This is a genomic window from Campylobacter concisus (genome assembly GCF_003048575.1).
Taxonomy (GTDB): domain Bacteria; phylum Campylobacterota; class Campylobacteria; order Campylobacterales; family Campylobacteraceae; genus Campylobacter_A; species Campylobacter_A concisus_U.
Genome location: NZ_PIRZ01000001.1, coordinates 315,009 through 334,569, shown reverse-complemented (window position 1 = coordinate 334,569; position 19,561 = coordinate 315,009). Strand labels below are relative to the sequence as shown.

At 37.7% G+C, this 19,561-nt stretch carries 23 protein-coding genes; 15 read left to right on the top strand and 8 right to left on the bottom strand.

Annotated elements, in window-relative coordinates:
- Window positions 1–85: 85 nt before the first annotated feature.
- From rpiB to ychF, 6 genes are read left to right on the top strand one after another with little or no spacing between them, the layout of a single operon-like run.
- Window positions 86–529: a ribose 5-phosphate isomerase B gene (rpiB, locus tag CVS84_RS01725; RefSeq protein ID WP_107690984.1), complete on the top strand. Its 444-nt coding sequence runs from the start codon at window positions 86–88 to the stop codon at window positions 527–529.
- On the top strand, window positions 526–858 hold the full coding sequence (locus tag CVS84_RS01720; protein WP_002939538.1) for a hypothetical protein: 333 nt from the start codon (window positions 526–528) through the stop codon (window positions 856–858). Before rpiB ends, CVS84_RS01720 begins: the two co-directional genes overlap by 4 nt.
- Window positions 859–878: 20 nt before the next feature.
- Complete coding sequence (gene apt / locus CVS84_RS01715; protein WP_103604695.1) at window positions 879–1,427, top strand: adenine phosphoribosyltransferase; 549 nt, start codon at window positions 879–881, stop codon at window positions 1,425–1,427.
- Window position 1,428: 1 nt separating this feature from the next.
- Complete coding sequence (locus CVS84_RS01710) at window positions 1,429–2,034, top strand: DedA family protein (protein WP_021083652.1); 606 nt, start codon at window positions 1,429–1,431, stop codon at window positions 2,032–2,034.
- The gene (locus tag CVS84_RS01705; protein WP_107690900.1) at window positions 2,015–3,466 is read left to right on the top strand and encodes a leucyl aminopeptidase; all 1,452 of its coding nucleotides are present in this window, start codon (window positions 2,015–2,017) and stop codon (window positions 3,464–3,466) included. The genes CVS84_RS01710 and CVS84_RS01705 overlap by 20 nt, the downstream gene beginning before the upstream one ends.
- Window positions 3,466–4,569 (top strand): redox-regulated ATPase YchF, encoded by a 1,104-nt coding sequence (gene ychF, locus CVS84_RS01700; protein ID WP_107690899.1) that lies wholly within the window; start codon window positions 3,466–3,468, stop codon window positions 4,567–4,569. The genes CVS84_RS01705 and ychF overlap by 1 nt, the downstream gene beginning before the upstream one ends.
- 36 nt (window positions 4,570–4,605) lie before the next feature.
- On the opposite strand, the gene CVS84_RS01695 is transcribed toward ychF, so the two are convergent.
- The 6 genes from CVS84_RS01695 to mscL form a co-directional block, all read right to left on the bottom strand.
- The gene (locus CVS84_RS01695; protein WP_107690898.1) at window positions 4,606–5,403 is read right to left on the bottom strand and encodes a phosphatidylserine decarboxylase; all 798 of its coding nucleotides are present in this window, start codon (window positions 5,401–5,403) and stop codon (window positions 4,606–4,608) included.
- A 1-nt stretch (window position 5,404) separates the two neighbouring features.
- Window positions 5,405–6,517: a metallophosphoesterase gene (locus tag CVS84_RS01690; RefSeq protein ID WP_107690897.1), complete on the bottom strand. Its 1,113-nt coding sequence runs from the start codon at window positions 6,515–6,517 to the stop codon at window positions 5,405–5,407.
- Between the two features lie 192 nt (window positions 6,518–6,709).
- Window positions 6,710–8,077 carry a multiheme c-type cytochrome gene (locus tag CVS84_RS01685; RefSeq protein WP_021090702.1) on the bottom strand — a complete coding sequence of 456 codons (1,368 nt, stop codon included), beginning with the start codon at window positions 8,075–8,077 and terminating at the stop codon, window positions 6,710–6,712.
- A gap of 9 nt (window positions 8,078–8,086) precedes the next feature.
- A complete protein-coding gene (locus CVS84_RS01680) occupies window positions 8,087–8,659 on the bottom strand; it encodes a cytochrome c3 family protein (RefSeq protein ID WP_107690896.1) in 573 nt (190 codons plus the stop codon).
- Between the two features lie 120 nt (window positions 8,660–8,779).
- Entirely contained in the window at window positions 8,780–9,418 is a 639-nt protein-coding gene (locus CVS84_RS01675) for a Crp/Fnr family transcriptional regulator (RefSeq protein ID WP_087585620.1), read from the bottom strand.
- Between the two features lie 103 nt (window positions 9,419–9,521).
- The gene (gene mscL / locus CVS84_RS01670; protein WP_107690895.1) at window positions 9,522–9,923 is read right to left on the bottom strand and encodes a large-conductance mechanosensitive channel protein MscL; all 402 of its coding nucleotides are present in this window, start codon (window positions 9,921–9,923) and stop codon (window positions 9,522–9,524) included.
- Between the two features lie 145 nt (window positions 9,924–10,068).
- Between mscL and gltX the strand changes: the two genes are divergently transcribed.
- The 3 genes from gltX to CVS84_RS01655 are packed head-to-tail and all read left to right on the top strand — an operon-like array spanning window position 10,069 to window position 13,281.
- A complete protein-coding gene (gltX, locus tag CVS84_RS01665; RefSeq protein WP_107690894.1) occupies window positions 10,069–11,364 on the top strand; it encodes a glutamate--tRNA ligase in 1,296 nt (431 codons plus the stop codon).
- Between the two features lie 8 nt (window positions 11,365–11,372).
- Window positions 11,373–11,666: a YggT family protein gene (locus tag CVS84_RS01660; RefSeq protein WP_103648839.1), complete on the top strand. Its 294-nt coding sequence runs from the start codon at window positions 11,373–11,375 to the stop codon at window positions 11,664–11,666.
- Complete coding sequence (locus tag CVS84_RS01655; protein WP_107690893.1) at window positions 11,644–13,281, top strand: lytic transglycosylase domain-containing protein; 1,638 nt, start codon at window positions 11,644–11,646, stop codon at window positions 13,279–13,281. The genes CVS84_RS01660 and CVS84_RS01655 overlap by 23 nt, the downstream gene beginning before the upstream one ends.
- Here CVS84_RS01655 and CVS84_RS01650 read toward each other — a convergent pair.
- The gene (locus tag CVS84_RS01650) at window positions 13,202–13,681 is read right to left on the bottom strand and encodes a hypothetical protein (protein WP_107690892.1); all 480 of its coding nucleotides are present in this window, start codon (window positions 13,679–13,681) and stop codon (window positions 13,202–13,204) included. The genes CVS84_RS01655 and CVS84_RS01650 overlap by 80 nt on opposite strands.
- 120 nt (window positions 13,682–13,801) lie before the next feature.
- Here CVS84_RS01650 and mobB point away from each other — a divergent pair, with 120 nt between their 5' ends.
- Genes mobB through CVS84_RS01625 form a run of 5 tightly spaced genes read left to right on the top strand, consistent with a single transcriptional unit; the run spans window position 13,802 to window position 18,287 of the window.
- Complete coding sequence (mobB, locus tag CVS84_RS01645; protein ID WP_107690891.1) at window positions 13,802–14,281, top strand: molybdopterin-guanine dinucleotide biosynthesis protein B; 480 nt, start codon at window positions 13,802–13,804, stop codon at window positions 14,279–14,281.
- Window positions 14,281–15,144, top strand: a complete 864-nt coding sequence (locus tag CVS84_RS01640) for a class 1 fructose-bisphosphatase (protein WP_234411881.1) — start codon at window positions 14,281–14,283, stop codon at window positions 15,142–15,144. Before mobB ends, CVS84_RS01640 begins: the two co-directional genes overlap by 1 nt.
- Window positions 15,144–15,362 carry a hypothetical protein gene (locus tag CVS84_RS01635; protein ID WP_107690889.1) on the top strand — a complete coding sequence of 73 codons (219 nt, stop codon included), beginning with the start codon at window positions 15,144–15,146 and terminating at the stop codon, window positions 15,360–15,362. Before CVS84_RS01640 ends, CVS84_RS01635 begins: the two co-directional genes overlap by 1 nt.
- A 15-nt stretch (window positions 15,363–15,377) precedes the next feature.
- On the top strand, window positions 15,378–17,303 hold the full coding sequence (gene metG / locus CVS84_RS01630) for a methionine--tRNA ligase (protein WP_107690888.1): 1,926 nt from the start codon (window positions 15,378–15,380) through the stop codon (window positions 17,301–17,303).
- On the top strand, window positions 17,304–18,287 hold the full coding sequence (locus CVS84_RS01625; RefSeq protein WP_107690887.1) for a ferrochelatase: 984 nt from the start codon (window positions 17,304–17,306) through the stop codon (window positions 18,285–18,287).
- On the opposite strand, the gene ybeY is transcribed toward CVS84_RS01625, so the two are convergent.
- Complete coding sequence (ybeY, locus tag CVS84_RS01620; RefSeq protein WP_107690886.1) at window positions 18,284–18,727, bottom strand: rRNA maturation RNase YbeY; 444 nt, start codon at window positions 18,725–18,727, stop codon at window positions 18,284–18,286. The genes CVS84_RS01625 and ybeY overlap by 4 nt on opposite strands.
- A 24-nt stretch (window positions 18,728–18,751) precedes the next feature.
- On the opposite strand from ybeY, the gene queC reads away from it, so the two are divergent.
- Window positions 18,752–19,465: a 7-cyano-7-deazaguanine synthase QueC gene (gene queC, locus CVS84_RS01615; protein ID WP_107690885.1), complete on the top strand. Its 714-nt coding sequence runs from the start codon at window positions 18,752–18,754 to the stop codon at window positions 19,463–19,465.
- The last annotated feature ends 96 nt before the right edge of the window (window positions 19,466–19,561 follow it).

Below are 19,561 nucleotides of genomic sequence, written 5' to 3'. Positions count from 1 at the left end.
AATTATAGCCTTTTATCACATGCAAGCAAAATTTTATTTTAATGCAACTTTGACTATAATCTGCAAAAAATTTATTGGATTTTTCATGAAAATAGATAAAATTTTTATCGCTTGCGATCACGCTGGAGTAGAGCTTAAGGCAGAGCTAAAAGAAGTCATAAAAAAGCTTGGACATGAAGTCATTGACCTTGGCACGAATGATAAAAACAGCGTTGATTACCCTGATTATGCGCATTTGCTAGCAAGCAAGCTTGAGCCTAACTGCTACGGCGTGCTCATTTGTGGCACAGGTATTGGCATTTCAATCGCTGCAAACAGGCATGAAAACGTAAGGTGTGCCCTTTGTCACGACGAATTTACCGCTAGACTTGCGAGAGAACATAACGATGCAAATGTTATCGCTTTTGGCGCAAGAGTGATCGGTGCTGGCGTTGCCACAGCAGCACTTGAAACATTTTTAAAGACAGAGTTTGCAGGCGGTAGACACGAAAGAAGAGTCAAAAAAATAGAGATTGAGGCAGACAAATGATAGGCGAGTGGATCGTTTTTACTGCTCTTGTTTGTGCTGCGATCTACCTAACTGTTATGGTTTTTTACTTCAAAACGCTTCTAAAAAAAGAGCGTGCGACAAAAGATTTTATGAAAAATAACCTCCAAGACACCGAGGTCGTCATAAGAAAATTTCAGATCCAACTTCAGCGAAGTCTAGGCAACATCGATATCTTGACAGACGAGCTAAACAAAACTAAAAACGACGTGACCTCGCTTCGCACAAGAAATTCCCAGTACCGCTTAGAAAACGACAAGCTAAGACAACGCATACGTGAGCTTGAAGGCAAAATCGAAGCGCTACTTTAACATCAAATTTAAGGAAATTTATGAAAATTTTAGATCAAAAAGGCAAAGAATTTTTACTAAACTCTATTCGCTGCATAAACGACTTTCCAAAGCCTGGCATAGTCTTTCGCGACATCACGACACTACTAAACAACAAAGAAGCATTTAACTTTTTGATAGATCATTTAGTGGCGAGATATGAGGGTGCAAATATCGACTACATCGCTGGTATTGAGTCTCGCGGCTTCATCTTTGGCGCGGCGCTTGCAGCAAGGCTAAGACTGCCTTTTGTGCCAATACGCAAGCCAAAAAAACTGCCTTTTATCACGCTTTCTCAAAAATATAGCCTAGAGTATGGCGTCGATGAAGTTCAAATTCACATCGATGCTTTTGGAGAAAAAGCGGGCGCTAGAGTGCTTTTGATGGATGATCTCATAGCCACTGGAGGCACTGCAAAGGCCTCAGTTGAGCTTATCAATCAAACTAACGCAACCTGCGTAGAGGCGTGCTTTCTCATAGATCTAGTCGATCTAAAAGGTAGCGAAAAGCTAAAGTCGCTTACTAAAATTTACAGCGTTTTAGAGGTTTAGAATGGAAGAATTTTTTATAGAACTACTCAAAGAGTACGGCTACATCATACTTTTTGTCTGGTGTATCATGGAAGGCGAGATGGCCTTAATAATGGCTGGAATTCTCGCTCACACCACGCATATGCACATCGCACTTGCCATCTTTGTGGCTGGACTTGGGGGCTTTGTAGGAGATCAAATTTACTTTTATTTAGGGCGTTACAATAAAAAATACATCGCAAAAAGGCTTCACACGCAGCGAAGAAAATTTGCAGTGGCGCACATAATGCTGAAAAAATACGGTTGGCCGATCATCTTTTTGCAACGCTATATGTATGGCTTTCGTGTCATCATACCGCTTTGCATAGGACTTACTGGCTATGATGCTAAAAAATACGCCTTTATAAATTTAATCAGCGCTTGGTGCTGGGCGGCGATCACCACCATACCTGCTTGGATACTTGGCGAGCATATACTTGTGCTGCTTCAAAAAGCAAAAGAGCACTGGTATGTCGCTATCCCAGTGGTTGCCATATTTATGGGGCTTTTGATCTATACATTTAAGCGCATCGAAAATAAAATTTTAAACGAAAGGAGAGACAGAAGACATGCAGTTTCAAATAGTTGATAAAAAATTAAAAGATATAAAAGCTGACATTGAAATAATTTTCGTAGTAGATAAGGAGTTAAAACATAAATTTATAGGCGATAAAGAGGCTATTAAATTTAACAATTACAAAGGCGAGAGCGTCCTTATTCTAAGCGAGGCAAAAAGGGCTTACGTGCCACTTTCTAAGCTTGATCTTGACGAGCTAAGACTTGCAGCTGCTAAAGCTTATAACGCGCTAAAATCACTAAATATTAAGAGCATAAAGCTAGCTTCTTACGTAGCAGAGTGCCAAAAACTAAGCTTTGAGGCACTAGCTGAGGGCTTTTTACTTGGAAGTTATGATTTTAACAAGTATAAAGAGAAAAAAGAGAAATACACTCTAAAAGAGATCATCTTCTCGACTGAAGAATTTGCTGGCAAAAAGGTCGATCTAAAAGCTGCAAATGAGGGCTTTAAAGAGGCAGAGATAATAGCAAATGCTACAAATTTCGCAAAAGATATCGTAAATGAAATCCCAGAAATTTATACACCTCAAAAAATGGCTGAGGATGCTTTAAATTTAGCCAAAAGCCATGCAAGTATCAAGTGCGAGGTCTATGACGAGAAATTTCTAGCAAAAGAGAATATGAACGCATTTTTGGCAGTAAACCGTGCAAGTGTGCATAAACCAAGACTCATTCATCTAACCTACAAACCTAAAAAGTCCAAAAAACGCATCATCTTTGTTGGCAAAGGCCTAACATATGATAGCGGCGGCCTTAGCCTGAAGCCAGCTGACTATATGCTAACGATGAAATCAGACAAAAGCGGCGCAGCAGCAGCTCTTGGCATCATAAAAGGTGCTGCGGAGCTAAATTTACCATTTGAAATTCATGCCATTTTAGGTGCAGCTGAAAATATGATCGGCGGAAATGCTTACAAACCTGATGACGTGCTTATTTCAAGAAGTGGTGTTAGCATAGAGGTTAGAAACACTGATGCAGAAGGACGTTTAGTGCTGGCTGACTGCCTAAGTTACGCACAGGACTTTAAGCCAGACATTTTAATAGATATGGCAACACTAACTGGTGCTTGCGTCGTGGGACTTGGTGAGTACACAACAGGCATCATGGGCAACAGCGAGAGTCTAAAAAGCGAGTATAAAAACAAGATAAAAGATAGCGGCGAGCTAGCAACTACGCTTGATTTTAACCCTTATCTTAGCGAGCTTATCAAAAGCCAAATCGCAGATGTGAGTAACTGTGCCTCAAGTAGATATGGCGGCGCGATAACAGCTGGGATGTTTTTGGCTAAATTTATCAAAGATGAGTACAAAGACAAGTGGCTACACCTCGACATTGCAGGCCCAGCATACCGCGAAAAAGCTTGGGGATACAACCAAGCAGGTGCAAGCGGAGCTGGCGTTAGGATGAATTTATACTTTTTACAAGCACTTAGCAAGGAGAATTGATGGGACTTTCAGTTGGAATCGTAGGCCTACCAAATGTGGGCAAATCAACGACATTTAACGCACTTACAAAGGCGCAAAACGCCGAAAGTGCGAACTATCCGTTTTGCACGATCGAGCCAAACAAAGCCATCGTGCCAGTGCCTGATAAACGCCTAAATGAGCTTGCAAAGATAGTTAATCCAAACAAAATTCAATACTCAACCATAGAATTTGTAGATATTGCTGGTCTTGTAAAGGGTGCAAGCTCTGGCGAGGGACTTGGCAATAAATTTTTATCAAACATTAGAGAGACAGAGCTTATCCTTCATATAGTTCGTTGCTTTGAAGATGAAAACATCACACACGTCGAGGGCAGCGTCGATCCAGTAAGAGACATCGAGATCATCCAAACTGAGCTAATACTGGCCGATATCGAGCAGTTAAATAAAAAGATAGAAAAGCTCATAAGAGAAGCAAAAGCAAATGCAAAAGGCGCAAAAGAGGCGCTTGAGATAGCAAATTTACTTTTAGCTCACCTAAATGATGGCAAAAGCGCAAGCAGCTTTGAGCAAAGAGACAGTGAGGCGTTTTTAGCGCTCAACAAAGAGCTAAGGCTTCTGAGCGCTAAAGAGGTAGTTTATGGCGCAAATGTCGATGAAGAGGGGCTTAGCGAAGATAATAAATTTGTAAAAGCACTAAAAGAGTACGCAAAAGCCTCAGACCACGAGGTTATCAAGCTTTGCGCAAAAGTAGAAGAGGAGCTAATAGGTCTAAGCGATGAGGAGGCGCACGAGTTTTTGGCATCTATCGGCACGAGCGAGAGTGGCCTTGAAAAGATCATCAGGACATCTTTTGCAAAGCTAAATTTAATAAGCTATTTCACTGCTGGCGTCGTTGAAGTAAGGGCTTGGACAATCACAAAGGGCTGGAAAGCGCCAAAAGCAGCAAGCGTCATCCATAATGACTTTGAGAGGGGCTTTATCAGAGCTGAAGTGATAGGCTACGAGGACTACATAGCACATGGCGGTGAAAACGGAGCCAAAGAGGCTGGCAAAATGAGGCTTGAAGGAAAAGAGTACATCGTACAAGATGGCGATGTAATGCACTTTAGATTTAATGTCTAAATTTTACAAGGTTTTTACCTTGTAAAATCTTTATGATTATGCTTTTAATATCCCAATAGACTCAGCAAATTTAAGCTCTTTGTTTTCAAAGAGATTGTATTCGATCGCATCTTTTTCGCTAAGTATCACAATAGTTGAGCCAAGTTCGAAATTTCCAAGACGCTCGCCCTTTTTGATATGTAAATTTTCATACTCATAAATTTGCGTGAAATTTGCCATCGCATTTGTCTGAATACGCTCATCAAAGCTAAATTTCATCTTGCCAACATTTAGCGCACCTACAAAAACCAGCCAAAGTTTCTTGCCATTTCTCATCTCGCAAAGTAGTGCCACACGCTCATTTTTAGTGTATAGACTTTTGACCTTGCCAAGCCATTTTACAGCCACACTATAGAGCTTGCCTGGAATATAGATCGCTTTTTTGATGGCGATGTCGCAAGGTGCGTGGTAGTGGTGGTAGTCTTTTGGGCTAAGGTAGATATTGGCAAAGTCATACTCGCCATCAAGCTCATCCTGTCCTAACAGCTCCCTTACACCATAGTTCATACCCTTTATACTAAATGCTTTTAGATCTTTTGTGCTACCAAAACTAAGACATGTACCATCGCTTGGACTAATAAATATCTCATCTGCTGCGTCAAATTCTCTTGATTTTATGAGCTCTCTAGTAAAAAGCTCGTTTAAATTTTTATACTCGCCAACTGGCTTAAACTCACTCATATCAATCTTAAAGAGTTTTATGTAAGATGAGTTTATAAATTCCTGAACCGGCCTAATGAAGCTTATCTTTGCAACCTTGCCAAAAATTTGAGAAAAAAGATTGTCACTATTCATTTTATTCCTTACTTAAATTTAATATCGCGATCTCACTTGGCGCAAATATCCTAACTGGTGGTCCCCAAAATCCGGCACCACTACTAACGTAGGCTTGCATTTTATCATTAATCTTATAAAGCCCATGTAAAAATCCCTGATCAAGTAAAACTAAAATACCAAAAGGAAAAATTTGACCAGCATGCGTGTGTCCACAAAGAACCAAATCGACATCTTTTTGCATGGTTTTTATAAATTTTGGCTGATGCGAGAGTAAAATGGTAGGCAGTGTCTCATCACGTCCCGATAAAGCCTTATCTAAATTTGGCTCTAAATTTTTAAATCTAAAACCAGCCAGATCATAAACTCCAGCCAAATTTATGCCGCCAATTTTTTCATTTTTGTTGCCAAGCACCCTAATGCCAAGCGAGCTTATCTTTTCTAAAATGCCGTCCACTCCGTGGTAATATTCATGATTACCAGGGACGTAAAATGTACCATAAGTGCTTTTTAAATTTCTCAAGGGATCCAAAAAATCACCAATAAACTGTGCGCTCACATCGACAAGGTCTCCGACTATCACAACAATATCTGGTTTTGCCAAATTTATATCGCTAACAAGCTTCGCCATAAAATCTTTTTGCAAAAACTCGCCGATATGTACGTCCGTTATCATAACAATTTTTAAATCATTTTGTAAATTTTTTATTTTTATATCTACTTGTCTGATCTTTGGTGGTGTTAAAGCATTGAAAATACCTTTTAAAAAACAAGCAATTACAAAAATAACAAATGTAATATCAAAACAAAATTTTATAAATTTTCGTCTTGTTGGACTAAAATTACTCTTAGAAAAAATACTACGTAAAATATCGTAAAATAGACCAATAGCAAACAAAAATAGTGAAAATCCTATGAGCGTACCAGCGATCAAATAAAGCTCAATGCTTAAGAATGAAAACCTGATCTGAAGAACAAATATAAACTCAAGAATACAAATAACATATAAAAGTATCCTGATTTTTGCAAGATGTGGTATAAAAAATGAAACCTTTTTTATGAAACGGTTATATGAATAAAAATTTATAAGAAAACTAAATATAAATGCTCCAATAATAATTCTCAAAAGTCCCAAAAATTCTCCTTGTAAAAATAAAAAATTATATTTTATATTTTTAAATTTGTACTATAAAAATTAATATCTTACTTTTAATGTTATTAGTCTTAAAAATTGTATAGTTTTGAACGTATAAAAAATGATTTAAGTTGAGTAAATCTAATAGTTATTTAAGAAAATAAGGTGGGAGAAAACCCACCTTATAAAGAATTATTTAACTTTACCAGTTTCCATTCTTTGTTTGTGTATCTCACGAAGTTTTCTAATATCATTTTTAACTTCGAATACTCCATGCCAGTGTGAGTAGTCAGGACCACCCATTAAAGCACCTTGTCTCATACGACGACCTTCATGGTGCCACATATGATAGTAAACATCTTGGAATTCATCTTCCCAAGCGTCTGCGAGTAGTAAGTTTTTAGCTTTCAACTCTTCAAGCATCTTAGTTGCTTCAGCATTGTAAACGTTATAAAGCTCTACTTGCTTATCACCCATAATGAAGAAGTTATCTGTATGAGTTGATGTATGGCAAGCTTTACAAACTAGCTTCATCTCAGCTCTTGCTGCTTCTGGTCCATTTGGATGACCTGCAAGTGGCGTTCCTATGGTTAGTTTGCCAGTTTTTTCGTAAACAACAGCAGCTTGTTCATCACCAGCTGTTCTTAGCTTACTGCTGACGCCCCATAGGTTCCATTTTAGTCTTCTTGAAACATTGTGAGTTGTTGTTGTTTCACCAACACCACTCATGTGGCAAGCTGCACAAGTTGGAGCTCTAAAGTCTGGTACATCCCATGTATCAGGAGCAGCATCAAAATTCCATTTGTGAGCTTCGCTATTATAGATATGTCCGTGCATTGAGTTGTTAAAGATCTCAATATCTGGGTGATCAGGTCCAAGGTGGCAAGATGCACAAGCAGCTGGTTTTCTAGCTTCAGCTATGCTAAATGTGTGTGCGCTGTGGCATGATTTACATCCGCCTACGCCACCATCAGGATAAACATTACCTATACCGTAGTTTGGCCAAGTCTCTTTTGTAGGTTTGTGATCAGCGTCTAGTTTGATGACGGTTCCGTGGCACTGTGTACAACCAGTAGCGTCTGGAGCCATTTTGTATTCTGGATGATCCATACCTTCATAGTGATACATTAGTTTTACCATCGCAGGGTTAGCATACATTTGCATAGCACCTCTTGCGTGACCACTCTTAACAAATTCTTCAACCTCATTCTCGTGGCACTTAGCACAAGTTTTTGGGCTAACTAGCATTGATACGTGGTTGTTAGAATCTTTTGGATGCACCTTAACTGAAGCCATAGGATTATCTGCATTTACAGAGTGGCAATCCATACAACTTACACCAACGTGAGCGTGGCGACTATTTTTCCAATCGGCAACTATGCCGGGTGTCTCTTTAGCGTGGCACTCAACACAGCTTTTTGATAAGTCTGACATTTTGTGAGCAACTTTAATGTTTTTTACAACATTAAGGTTTAAAGCATCAGATTTATTTGCATCCATGTTTGCGGCAAAGCCAAAAGACATTAGACAGGCTAATAACATTAGCGACTTTTTAAACATCTCTCCTCCTTACTTGGTTTTATTGTTTTCTTGTTTTTTAATTGCTTCAAATTTATCGATTTGTAGTCCTAAATTCTTGTGACCAACGTGCTCGTGGCAGTCAACACATGATTTTTTATTAGGATTTCCAAGAACGAAATAATCTCTATGTGGCAAGAATGATTTACCAGCTTGAATAACATTTTTTAAATTTGAGTGACAAGTCAAACATCCACTATCATAGACAAAGTGAGATGCATGCTCGCGTTTTTTGCGCCAGTCGATCTTGTCAGTATCTGTAAAAAATGTCTTATAACCATCATTTATCGATACTTTAAGTTTTGTAAGTACATAGGTATAGGCACTTGTATGATTTAGGTGACAGGCTGAACATTCAGCTTTTATGCCAAGCTTGTTATTGCCGCCGTGTACATCTTCATGATATGCAGCATTCATAGGATCCATAGTGTGGCAAATGGTACAGATGTAGCCGCTACCAGTTGCATGAAGTGCATCAGCAATACCCATAGATGCTATAAGTCCAATCACGATACCAATTATCACAGATGACCAAACAAAAAATCTCTTCTTAACTTCAGCCAAAACTTCCTCCTAAATTTATCAATATATCGTAAATTTTTACGAAAATTTTAAGTGAATACTATCAAAAAATATATAAATTTTTTCTTTAAGTAAATAAAAATATTTATTTGATATTAACTTTCAATAAGAATAAATTTCTTGCAGTCCACCCACATCTTTTTCCAAAATTTGGTTCTTCTCGTCAAGTTTAACCAAACCATTGGTTTTAAATTTATTTAAAATTCTTGAAAAAGTTTCTGGAGTCATATTAAGTATTGATGAAATTTTTGTATGTTTTAGCTCGTTAAATAAATCTTCATGATCTAAAATAAACTTAGCCACTTTTTCTTCTGAGCTTAAAATTAACTCTTGATGAAGTAGATTTGTTGTGATTCTTATCTTTTCAGACATTGATTTTAAAAATTTCATACAAATTTCTGGTTTTATTAAAAATTCTGCCGCAAATTTTTCATAATTTATCTTTAACACCTCGCCAGATATTGTAAAAATGGCACTAGCTGGGTAGACAATATTTTCAAAATTTACGACTTCAGCTACAAAATTCATAGGTGCTAACTGATGAATAAAAATTTCTTTTCCATTTGCCGTGGTTTTATAAAGCTTAACAGAGCCGCTTATCAAAAATATTAACCATTTTGGCTCCTCGCCTTCTATAAATAAAAATTCACCCTTTTTATACTTTTTTACGACACTTATGGCTTCAAGTTTGGCTAAATCTTCTTCGTTTAAGCCTTGAAAAAACGGGATTTTTTCTATCATATTTTCACTCGCCTTTTTAAAATAAAAAACATTTTAGCATATAAAAATAAGACAAAATTTAACGGATTTTCAAAGGGAATTTTACCCCTTTGATTTTAAAAAGTTATTTTTTAAGAAGATCTCTAATCTCGGTTAGAAGTGCTATATCTGTTGGCGTTTCAGGCTCTGCTGCTGGTGCCTCTTCGACTGGCTTTTTCTTAAGTGAATTTAAGGCTTTAATGACACAAAAAATACAAAAAGCAATGATTAAGAAATCAACCATTGTTTGTATAAATGAGCCATAGTTTATTGTAACAGCAGGTGCACTATCTACTGCTTCTTTTAGCGTTAGCTTAAGATCAGTGAAATTTACACCACCTGTTATAACACCTACAACTGGCATGATAACATCACCAACTAGCGACGAAACGATCTTTCCAAACGCACCACCTATAACAACACCAACTGCCATATCTATGACATTTCCACGCATTGCAAATTCTTTAAATTCGCTTATAAAACTCATTGTTTCTCCTAAAAATGTTAAATTTTTGTTCGGATTTTATTCAAGAAATGCTTTGCTTCGGCTAAAAAAATCAAATTACATAACTTTAAATTTATCAAGCTGGTGTTATAATCCGAACTCAAAATTTAACGTAAGGAATGAGCTTATGTATCGTTTTGCACCCTCTCCAACAGGAGATATGCACATAGGAAATTTACGTGCCGCTATTTTTAATTATATTTGTTCTTTACAAGATAAAAGTGGCTTTATTTTACGCATAGAAGATACCGACAAAGAGCGAAATATCGAGGGAAAAGAGAAAGATATCTTAGAAATTTTAAGCAAATTTGGCATAAAACCAGAGCAAATTTATATCCAAAGTGAAAATTTAAAATTCCACAGGCAGCTAGCTTCAAAGCTCCTTATCGACAAAAAGGCCTTTGCTTGCTTTTGTACCGAAGAAGAACTCGAGGCAAAAAAACAAAAAGCAAAAGAGCAAGGTGTAGCATATAGATATGACGGCACCTGCGAGAGACTAAGTGATGCTGAAGTTTTAAACTGCGAGAAGCCATTTGTCATCCGCATGAAAAAGCCGACACGCACTATGAGTTTTACAGACGCTATAAAAGGCGAGCTGAGCTTCGAGCCAGACGCAGTTGATAGCTTCGTCATCATGAGAGCAGACAAAACACCAACTTACAACTTTGCCTGCGCAGTCGATGATATGCTTGAGGGCGTGACCTTTGTCATACGTGGCGAGGATCACGTGAGCAATACACCAAAGCAAGACCTCATACGCGAAGGTCTTGGCTATACCGGCAAGATGAACTACGCTCATTTACCTATACTTTTAAATATTGAAGGTAAAAAAATGAGCAAGCGCGAGAACGAATCAAGTGTAAAATGGCTCTTTGAGCAGGGATTTTTGCCTGAGGCGATTGCAAACTATTTGATACTTCTTGGAAACAAAACTCCAACTGAAATTTTTACGATCGAAGATGCAGTAAAGTGGTTTGATATAACCAAAATTTCACGCTCTCCGGCTAGATTTGACGTGAAAAAACTTGAGCAGATAAATAGAGAACACATCAAGCTTGCTTCAAAAGAGCGTATAAAAGAAATTTTTGGCGTAGATGAAAATTTGGCTGAGTTAGTTAAATTTTACACTCAAGAAAGCTCACTAGTGCCTGAGATAAAAGCAAAAGTAGAAGCTATATACTCACCAAAAATAGCTCCAGATGAGTACAAAAATGAATTTGATATTATTAAAAAAGCAGCTCGTAATTTAAAAGCGTGCGAAACATTTGATGAGTTTAAAAAAGAGCTTATGAGCGCTACAAATTTAAAAGGTAAAAACTTTTTCATGCCGCTACGTGCGCTTCTTACAAACGATCTTCACGGCCCTGAGCTTAGCGAACTCTATCCACTCATCAAAGATGATCTAGCTAAAATTTTAATCTAGGAATAAAAATGATACTTTCCACCCTATTTTCAGCGATTGCAAACATTTTGCACCTTATTATCACGGTCTATACTTGGGTCATCATCGCAGCAGCTCTGATTAGCTGGGTCAGACCTGATCCTGGCTCGCCAGTCGTGCAGCTACTTTATAGGCTAACTGAGCCGGTTTATAGCTTTATTAGGCGCTACATAAAAACAAATTTTAGTGGTATCGACTTTACTCCGCTTATCGTACTTTTAGCACTTCAATTTTTAGATCAATTTTTAATAAGGCTTTTATTTGGTTTTGCTGCGTCACTTTAGTATTCTCTCTCTTGCCTGTGTTGCTCTTTTGGCCAAAATTTATACCTATGAAGAGCTAAAAAACGAGCCAAAAAGCCTAGCAAAAGACTACTACATCAACCGTCTTATTAACGAGGGAAGCTATACAAAAGATCAGATCGCAGATCTTTCGCGTGATGTATTTAGAAAAGCGGGCCTTGTTCAAAAATCAATCGATAAAATTTTACCTCCGAAAGCAGCTCCTAGCAAATGTCCTGGTATAAATGCAAAAAATATCACCCAGGCAAATCTAACCTGCCAAAATTTGCTAACATCTATTGCTTTTAGCCTAAAGCTTGACAATCATACTCGTGAAATTTTGGCAGCTAATCTTGCAAAGACAAATCCAGAAAAATCAAAAACTTTACTCGCATTAAATGAAGTAAATCCGGCTAAAGCTTTTGCAAATTTAAATGATACAAAGAGCTTTCTAGAGCTATTTAACGCCTCTAGCCCGCAAAATAAAAGTATACTTTTTAGCGAAAGCTTTGATTCAAATTTCATGACCAAGCTATACTCTCAAAAGGGCTTTACAAATTTATTAAACGATATTGTTTTTAATAAAAAATATGAAGGTTTTAGAAGAAATTTGCTAAGCATCGATCCAGCCATCACTGAGAAAAATGATGCTTTTACGCTTGGATTAAATGCCATTTTACTAGGACAAGACGATATCGCTTTTAGTCTTTTTGCAAGAGCTAAAAGTACATTTGAAAGAGCTTGGCAAAGAGACAATGCGACATTTTGGCTCTATCAGATAAGCAAAAACGAAAGCTTTTTAAAAGAGCTAAGTGCCAGCAAGGATGCAAATATCTACTCACTTTACGCAAGAGATTTGATTGGTGGCGAACCACTCGAAGTCATCGTACCAAAACCTAGCAAGCAAAATATCGAAAATTTTGACGTGAGCGATCCGTTTTTATGGAACAAAACTGTAGCTCTTGCAAAGGATATGGACGCCACACAAGCAAGCGAATTTGCGAAGAAATTTTATACAAACGAAAGTATCGGTGCCTATGCATACTTCATGCAAAAGGTACATGGCTGGGAAAAGCAGTACTTTTTAATGCCAACCTCACCAGAGCTTAATGGTATCAGCAACGAGAGAAAATCGATGATCTACGCATTGGCTAGACAAGAGAGTCTTTTTATCCCAAGCGTTGTTTCTACTTCATACGCCCTTGGCATGATGCAGTTTATGCCGTTTCTTGCAAATGCTATTGGTAAAAAAGAGTTAAAAATTCCAAATTTTGATGAGGACGATCTTTTTAAAACAGATATTGCATTTAAATTTGCAAATCACCACCTAAACTATCTTGATAAATTTCTCTACCATCCGCTATTTACAGCCTATGCATATAATGGCGGTATCGGATTTACCAAAAAGCTTATCACAAGAGATGATATGTTTAAAGAGGGAAAATTTGAGCCATTTTTATCACTAGAATTTGTACCTGTGGCAGAAACTAGAAACTACGGCAAAAAGGTACTTGCAAACTACGTTGTTTATATGGCTCTTACTGGTTCCAATATAAAGATTTCGCAACTTTTCGAAAATTTAACAAAACCGGCTTTGACTGATAAATTTCGAAACTAAGCGCAAGATCGTCGCTTTGCTTACTTGGTGCAGTGACTTCATAATAAACCGCCCAAGGCATAGAAAATCCGGCAAATTTTAGCATCTCGTCATTTTCATCCAAGAGCCTTGCATTTGTGGCATTTGAGTCGTTGTTTACCTTAATATTATTTAGCTCACTAGCGTACTCTTTTGGATTTATGGCCACCAAAAAGTGCTCTTTGCTTGCATCTAAATCTGAGTTATAAATAGGATTTAGATAAGTTGCTATAATTAGCGTTCTATCGGTGCCGTCAATGATCTCGCTCTTGCTTGTGTAAGCCAAAAGCTCATTTTTTAACGGCTCATGTACAATTACTTTTTCACCAGCACAGCCAAATATCATCAAAATAAATACAAAAAACGATATAAATTTACTCATAAAAACTCTTAAATTTCTAAAATTTCTGCCATTTTAGCATTTTAATTTTTAAATTTCACTCATAAATTTTAAAGCCAACATAAGTTATAATCGCGAGAAATTTTAACAAAAAAGGTTCTTATGAAAAGACTTGCTATCGCTTTTTCTGGCCCTTCAAATAGCGGAAAAACGACTCTTATTTTAAAGGTAGCAAAAAAATTTATAGATGATGGTTTGAAAGTCGCGATAGTAAAACACGATCCGGGCGACAAGGCTAAATTTGATGTTGAAGGCAAGGATAGCTTTAAATTTTCTCAAACTGGAGCAGATGTGGTGGTGATGAGTCCGACTAGAACAACTTATTTTTCACAAAATCCACAAGAAATTAATGATGTCATTAAAATGCTCGGCGAGTTTGACATGCTCTTGGTTGAAGGACTAAAGACGCTTCCACTACCAAGATTAAGCGTTTTTAAAGATGAAATAGATGAAAAATATCTTAGCTTTTCAGATGCGATCGCAACGTACAAAAAACAAATTCCTTACGAGATAAAAAATATAAATTTAGACGATATAGACGCCATTTGTGCGTGGATAATCAAAAATGCAAAGGCTGTATAATGCAAGAATTAAACCAAATTTTTAACACCATAAAAGAGATCGCAAAAGAGATAAGCGAAGTGATAAAATACGCCGATCTTGGCTACACAACTCACGAAAACGCAACCGGCGACACACAGCTAAAGCTTGATGTCAAAAGCGACGAGATCATCACAGCTAAATTTAAAGAGCTTGCCTGCGTAAAAGCGCTAATTAGCGAAGAGAAAGAGGACGAGCTTGAGATCAATAAAAACGCTAAATTTATCATCGCTTACGATCCACTTGATGGCTCAAGCTTAGTTGATGTAAATTTTGCCGTTGGCTCGATCTTTGGCATCTACGAAGACGAGGTAAAACCAGAAAAATTAATAGCCGCAGCTTACAGCATATATGGCCCAAGGCTTGAGCTTGTAATTGCTGAGAAAAAGGGCACTTTGCCTAAATTTTATAGACTTGGCAAAGATGGCGAGTTTAAATTTGTAAAAGAGCTTGAGCTAAAAGAAAAAGGCAAGCTAAACGCCACGGGAGCCACGCAAAAAGGCTGGAGCCAAACGCATAGAAATTTTATAAACGAGCTATTCAACCAAGGCTACAGACTAAGATACTCAGGTGCGATGGTGAGCGATTTGCATCAAATTTTACTAAAAGGTGGCGGTCTTTTTAGCTACCCAGCAACGAGCGATCATCCAAATGGCAAGCTAAGAGTAGTCTTTGAGGTGTTGCCATTTGCCTTCATATATGAAAACGCAAAGGGCTCAACGACAAACGGCAAAAATCAAACACTTTTTGATATAAAAATAGAAAAAATTCACCAAACAACGCCATGCTTCTTTGGCTCACGTGATGAAATTTCTCTTTTGCATAAATTTTACGAGCAAAAATAATGCAAGAAGCACAAGCAAACGAGCCACTTGACGCATTTGAACTAGTCTTAAAGCAAAAAGCAAAAATTTTGCAAGAGTGCCAAAGCCAAAAAGGGCAAAAAAGCTGCTTTAGCTGCGAAGTATTTTTTGACTGCGAGACAAGAAAAGAGTACGTAAATAGCTGCTACAACTCGATGTCAAAAGGCAATACTGGCAGTGACGGCGGATTTGATTTTTAAAATTAAAGGAAAAATATGAAAGAAAAAGCTTATATAACGACCCCGATATATTACGTAAACGACGTGCCACACATTGGTCATGCATATACGACCATTATTGCTGATACACTTGCTAGATTTAACCGCTTGCAAGGCAAAGAGACTTACTTTATGACAGGCACAGACGAGCACGGACAAAAGATCGAGCAAGCAGCTCGTGCTAGAGGCAAGACTCCAAAAGAGTACGCCGACGAGATCAGTGCGAAATTTAGATCACTTTGGGATGAGTTTGAAATAAGCTACGATCATTTTATAAGAACGACCGACGAAGAGCACAAACAAACCGTGCAAAATGTCTTTGAAAAGATGCAAGCAAATGGCGACATTTACAAAGGCGAATATGAGGGATTTTACTGCGTTAGCTGCGAAACCTTTTTTAATCAAAGAGACCTGCTAGAAGACAATCACTGTCCAGACTGCGGCCGAGTGACGTCTTTAGTCAAAGAAGAGAGCTACTTTTTTAAGCTTTCAAAATATGAAGACGCGCTTTTAAAATGGTACGAAAATGACGAGCTTTGCGTCATCCCAAAAGGTAAGAAAAACGAGGTCGTAAGCTTTGTAAAAGGTGGACTAAAAGATCTTTCAGTAACTAGAACGAGCTTTGACTGGGGCATAAAGCTACCAAAGAGCGCAAACGATGAAAAGCACGTTATGTACGTCTGGCTTGACGCGCTTATAAACTACCTAACAACACTAGGATATTCAAGAGATGACGCTAGAATGGATCTTTGGCCATACACTACTCACATCGTTGGCAAAGATATTTTACGCTTTCACGCAGTTTACTGGCCGGCATTTTTGATGAGTCTTGGCTTGCCATTACCAAAACACGTAGCAGCGCACGGCTGGTGGACCATAAATGGCGAAAAGATGAGCAAAAGTAAGGGTAATGTTATAAACCCAAGAGAGGTTGCAAATGCTTACGGACTTGAAAATTTCAGATACTTTTTGCTTAGAGAGGTGCCGTTTGGGCAAGATGGCGATTACAGCCAAAAGGCTTTGATCGAGCGTATAAATTCAGAACTTGGCAACGGACTTGGTAACTTGCTAAGCCGAATAGTTGGCATGAGTGCAAAGTATAGCGACTATAAAATCGGTTCAAAAGACGTGATCAAATTTCACAAAGCCGAACTTGATGAGGCCAAGGGCTACCTTGATGAGGCTATTAAAAATTTAGAAAATTTAGCGACGAACCGCTATTTAGAGGATCTTTGGAAGATCGTAACGCTAGCAAATGCAGCCGTTGCGAAGTATGAGCCATGGTCACTTGTAAAAGCTGGCAAAACTGACGAGGCAAACGCACTTGTAGCACTTTGCGCAAATTTGCTTGCAAAAGTGGCGATACTACTTAGCCCAGCTATGCCAAAAACTTGTACTAAGATAGCTGACACGCTTGGCTTTAGCATAGACACAGCATCTTATGAAAGCCTTGTTTTGAAAAATGAAATTTCAAATTTTACAGCAAAGGCCACCGAGCCACTTTTCCCAAGGATAGAAAAAGAGCTAATGAGCGAGGCAAATGAGCCGCCAAAGGTTGAGGTAAAAGCTGAGCCAAAAGAGGAGAAAAAAGAGGACGAAATCATTAGCATAGATGACTTTGCAAGGATCGTCATAAAAGTAGGCGAAGTACTCGAGTGCGAGAGAGTTGAAGGTAGTGACAAGCTGCTTAAATTTAAGATAGATCTTGGCGAGGAGCAGCCGCGTCAGATTTTATCTGGTATCGCAAAATACTACGAGCCTAGCTCGCTTATCGGCAAGCAAGTGTGTGTTTTAGCAAATTTAAAAGAGCGAACAATGATGAAAAAATATGTCTCCCAGGGCATGATATTAAGTGCATCTGATGGCTCATTAACTCTACTTGGCACACAAGGCAAAGTAAAAAACGGTGCAATCGTTGGCTAAATGACAATAGAAAATTTAACTCGCCTCATAAATGCCCAGGCTCTAAATGCACCGACAATAACTAGCGTAAGCGAGTTTGTTTTTGAGCTAAAACACGTAAGGCGCGGCTTTGCATATATTTGCTTAAATGCAAACGATAGCGATATAGAAACGGCAATAAAACAAGGTGCATACGCCATAATTAGCGAAGATAATGTTCCAATTATTGACAAAGAAATCGCTTTTTTGAAAGTTAGTAGTTTGCAAACTGCCATGATAAAGCTTATGAGATTTGAGTCAACTCACAAAGATTTGAAATTTTGTGCTGTAAATTCTTATATAAATGACTTTTTGGAAAAATCAAAACTTGGCTCCAATGCACATGTCATGTCAAAAAACATAACTGAGCTTTTTAATCAAATTTTTCATGCAAAGGTCTTTGATGTGTTTTTTGGCGATGACATAAGGACACTCCAGCGCATATCACCTCTTTTTGAGACTATTTACACAGACACGACGATGCACGAGATAAATCCAAGCTCAATCTTTTTTACAAATACGGTTTTTAAGCAAACTTACTATCAAAACTTAAACATACCACGAGTTTTTGCCGGTATGTTTTATGGGCTTTTAAAATTTCTTGATAAAAATAAAATTTCATTTAAGCCATATGAAGGTAGGATTAATGGGCATTTTGATCCGATTTTCATAGACAAAAATTTTTCTCCGACTAGTTTTGGAAATAGCTTTAGAGCCATAATCACCGAAAGTGATGAAGATCTATTTGTAAGTCAAAGTATATTTTTAAATAAAAAATTTAGCCCTGATGAGATAAAAATTTGCTTGCCTGAAGGTTCTTTATTAAAAGTACAAAATGCTATTTATTTTAAAAATTTAGGCGAGATAAAAAAGCTTAAAAATTTTATCTATATATTGATTTTATGCCAAAAAGAAGACCTCCTAGAGGAGCTTCACAAAACAACTGAAGAAAATTCGCTATTTTAATTTAGCTTTTTTTCGTTTATTAGATCAATAAGTCTAATATCCTCGCTTCTTACGATTAGGCTTTTAGGCAGCTCAAATTTATTGATAACCTCGCACTCTTTTTGCCTCATTTCTCCATCATCCTTTTCATGATCGTAGCCCAAGACGTGCAACAAGCCATGCGTAAAAAGTAGTGCAGTCTCAGCATCTTCGCTGTGATTTAGCTCGTTTGCTTTTTGTTTTACCATATCTTTATTTATGACGATTGAGCCAAGCGGTGCATGAATGACAAGCTCAAGTGGAAAACTTAAAACATCTGTAGTTTTATCGATACCTCGCTCGGATCTATTTAGCTCTCTCATTTCATCTTCATCTATGAACACCAGCTCAACTTCCCCTGGTGTCAAATATGAGCAAATTTCATCTAAAATTTCTGGATAACTCTCTTCGCAAAGTATCATTTTTGGCTTGTCCTTAGTAAAATTTTGTATAATTTTAGCAAATTTAAAAGGCAAAATATGAAAAAAGCAGTTTGTATAATGAGTGGCGGCATGGATAGCACGCTTTGTGCGGTTATGGCAAAAAAGGCTGGTTATGAGATAGTGGCACTTCATTTTGACTACGGTCAAAGGACGATGAGGCGTGAGAAACGTGCGTTTGACGAGATATGTAAGCGACTAGGGGTTGCTAAAAAGCTTAGCCTTGATGTTAGCTTTATCGCACAAATAGGTGGAAATTCGTTAACAGATACCAGCATGAAAATAAGAAAAGATGGTGTGGAAAAAGATGCGCCAAATACCTATGTGCCTTTTAGAAATGGCGTGTTTATCTCGGTAGCTGCCGCACTTGCTGAAAAAGAGGGAGCAGAAGCTATCTATATCGGTGTCGTAGAAGAAGATAGCTCAGGATACCCAGACTGCAAAGAGAGCTTCATAAAAAGCATAAATGAGGCGATAAATTTAGGCACATCAGACAGCTTTTCTTGCCAGATCATTACGCCACTTGTAAATTTAAGCAAGGCTGACATTGTATTAAAATCGCTAGAACTTGACTCACCAATAGAGCTAACCTGGAGCTGCTATGAGAGTGAGGACGAGGCATGCGGACTTTGTGATAGCTGTAGGCTAAGGCTAAATGGCTTTAAAAAGGCAAATGCTACTGATAAAATCGTATATAAAAATCAAAAATTTTTCTTATGAGCTCCTAAAAGTGGTAAATTATTAAGCAAGGGTATTTAACTGATTTAAAGATATATCAACGCTTAGACTCTTGCTAGCTACTAAAAACATAAATTC

Coding starts and splice junctions, on each gene's coding strand:
- rpiB (WP_107690984.1), top strand. CDS start 86: ATGAAAATAGATAAAATTTTTATCGCTTGCGATCACGCTGGAGTAGAG.
- CVS84_RS01720 (WP_002939538.1), top strand. CDS start 526: ATGATAGGCGAGTGGATCGTTTTTACTGCTCTTGTTTGTGCTGCGATC.
- apt (WP_103604695.1), top strand. CDS start 879: ATGAAAATTTTAGATCAAAAAGGCAAAGAATTTTTACTAAACTCTATT.
- CVS84_RS01710 (WP_021083652.1), top strand. CDS start 1,429: ATGGAAGAATTTTTTATAGAACTACTCAAAGAGTACGGCTACATCATA.
- CVS84_RS01705 (WP_107690900.1), top strand. CDS start 2,015: ATGCAGTTTCAAATAGTTGATAAAAAATTAAAAGATATAAAAGCTGAC.
- ychF (WP_107690899.1), top strand. CDS start 3,466: ATGGGACTTTCAGTTGGAATCGTAGGCCTACCAAATGTGGGCAAATCA.
- CVS84_RS01695 (WP_107690898.1), bottom strand. CDS start 5,403: ATGAATAGTGACAATCTTTTTTCTCAAATTTTTGGCAAGGTTGCAAAG.
- CVS84_RS01685 (WP_021090702.1), bottom strand. CDS start 8,077: ATGTTTAAAAAGTCGCTAATGTTATTAGCCTGTCTAATGTCTTTTGGC.
- CVS84_RS01675 (WP_087585620.1), bottom strand. CDS start 9,418: ATGATAGAAAAAATCCCGTTTTTTCAAGGCTTAAACGAAGAAGATTTA.
- mscL (WP_107690895.1), bottom strand. CDS start 9,923: ATGAGTTTTATAAGCGAATTTAAAGAATTTGCAATGCGTGGAAATGTC.
- gltX (WP_107690894.1), top strand. CDS start 10,069: ATGTATCGTTTTGCACCCTCTCCAACAGGAGATATGCACATAGGAAAT.
- CVS84_RS01660 (WP_103648839.1), top strand. CDS start 11,373: ATGATACTTTCCACCCTATTTTCAGCGATTGCAAACATTTTGCACCTT.
- CVS84_RS01650 (WP_107690892.1), bottom strand. CDS start 13,681: ATGAGTAAATTTATATCGTTTTTTGTATTTATTTTGATGATATTTGGC.
- mobB (WP_107690891.1), top strand. CDS start 13,802: ATGAAAAGACTTGCTATCGCTTTTTCTGGCCCTTCAAATAGCGGAAAA.
- CVS84_RS01640 (WP_234411881.1), top strand. CDS start 14,281: ATGCAAGAATTAAACCAAATTTTTAACACCATAAAAGAGATCGCAAAA.
- CVS84_RS01635 (WP_107690889.1), top strand. CDS start 15,144: ATGCAAGAAGCACAAGCAAACGAGCCACTTGACGCATTTGAACTAGTC.
- metG (WP_107690888.1), top strand. CDS start 15,378: ATGAAAGAAAAAGCTTATATAACGACCCCGATATATTACGTAAACGAC.
- CVS84_RS01625 (WP_107690887.1), top strand. CDS start 17,304: ATGACAATAGAAAATTTAACTCGCCTCATAAATGCCCAGGCTCTAAAT.
- ybeY (WP_107690886.1), bottom strand. CDS start 18,727: ATGATACTTTGCGAAGAGAGTTATCCAGAAATTTTAGATGAAATTTGC.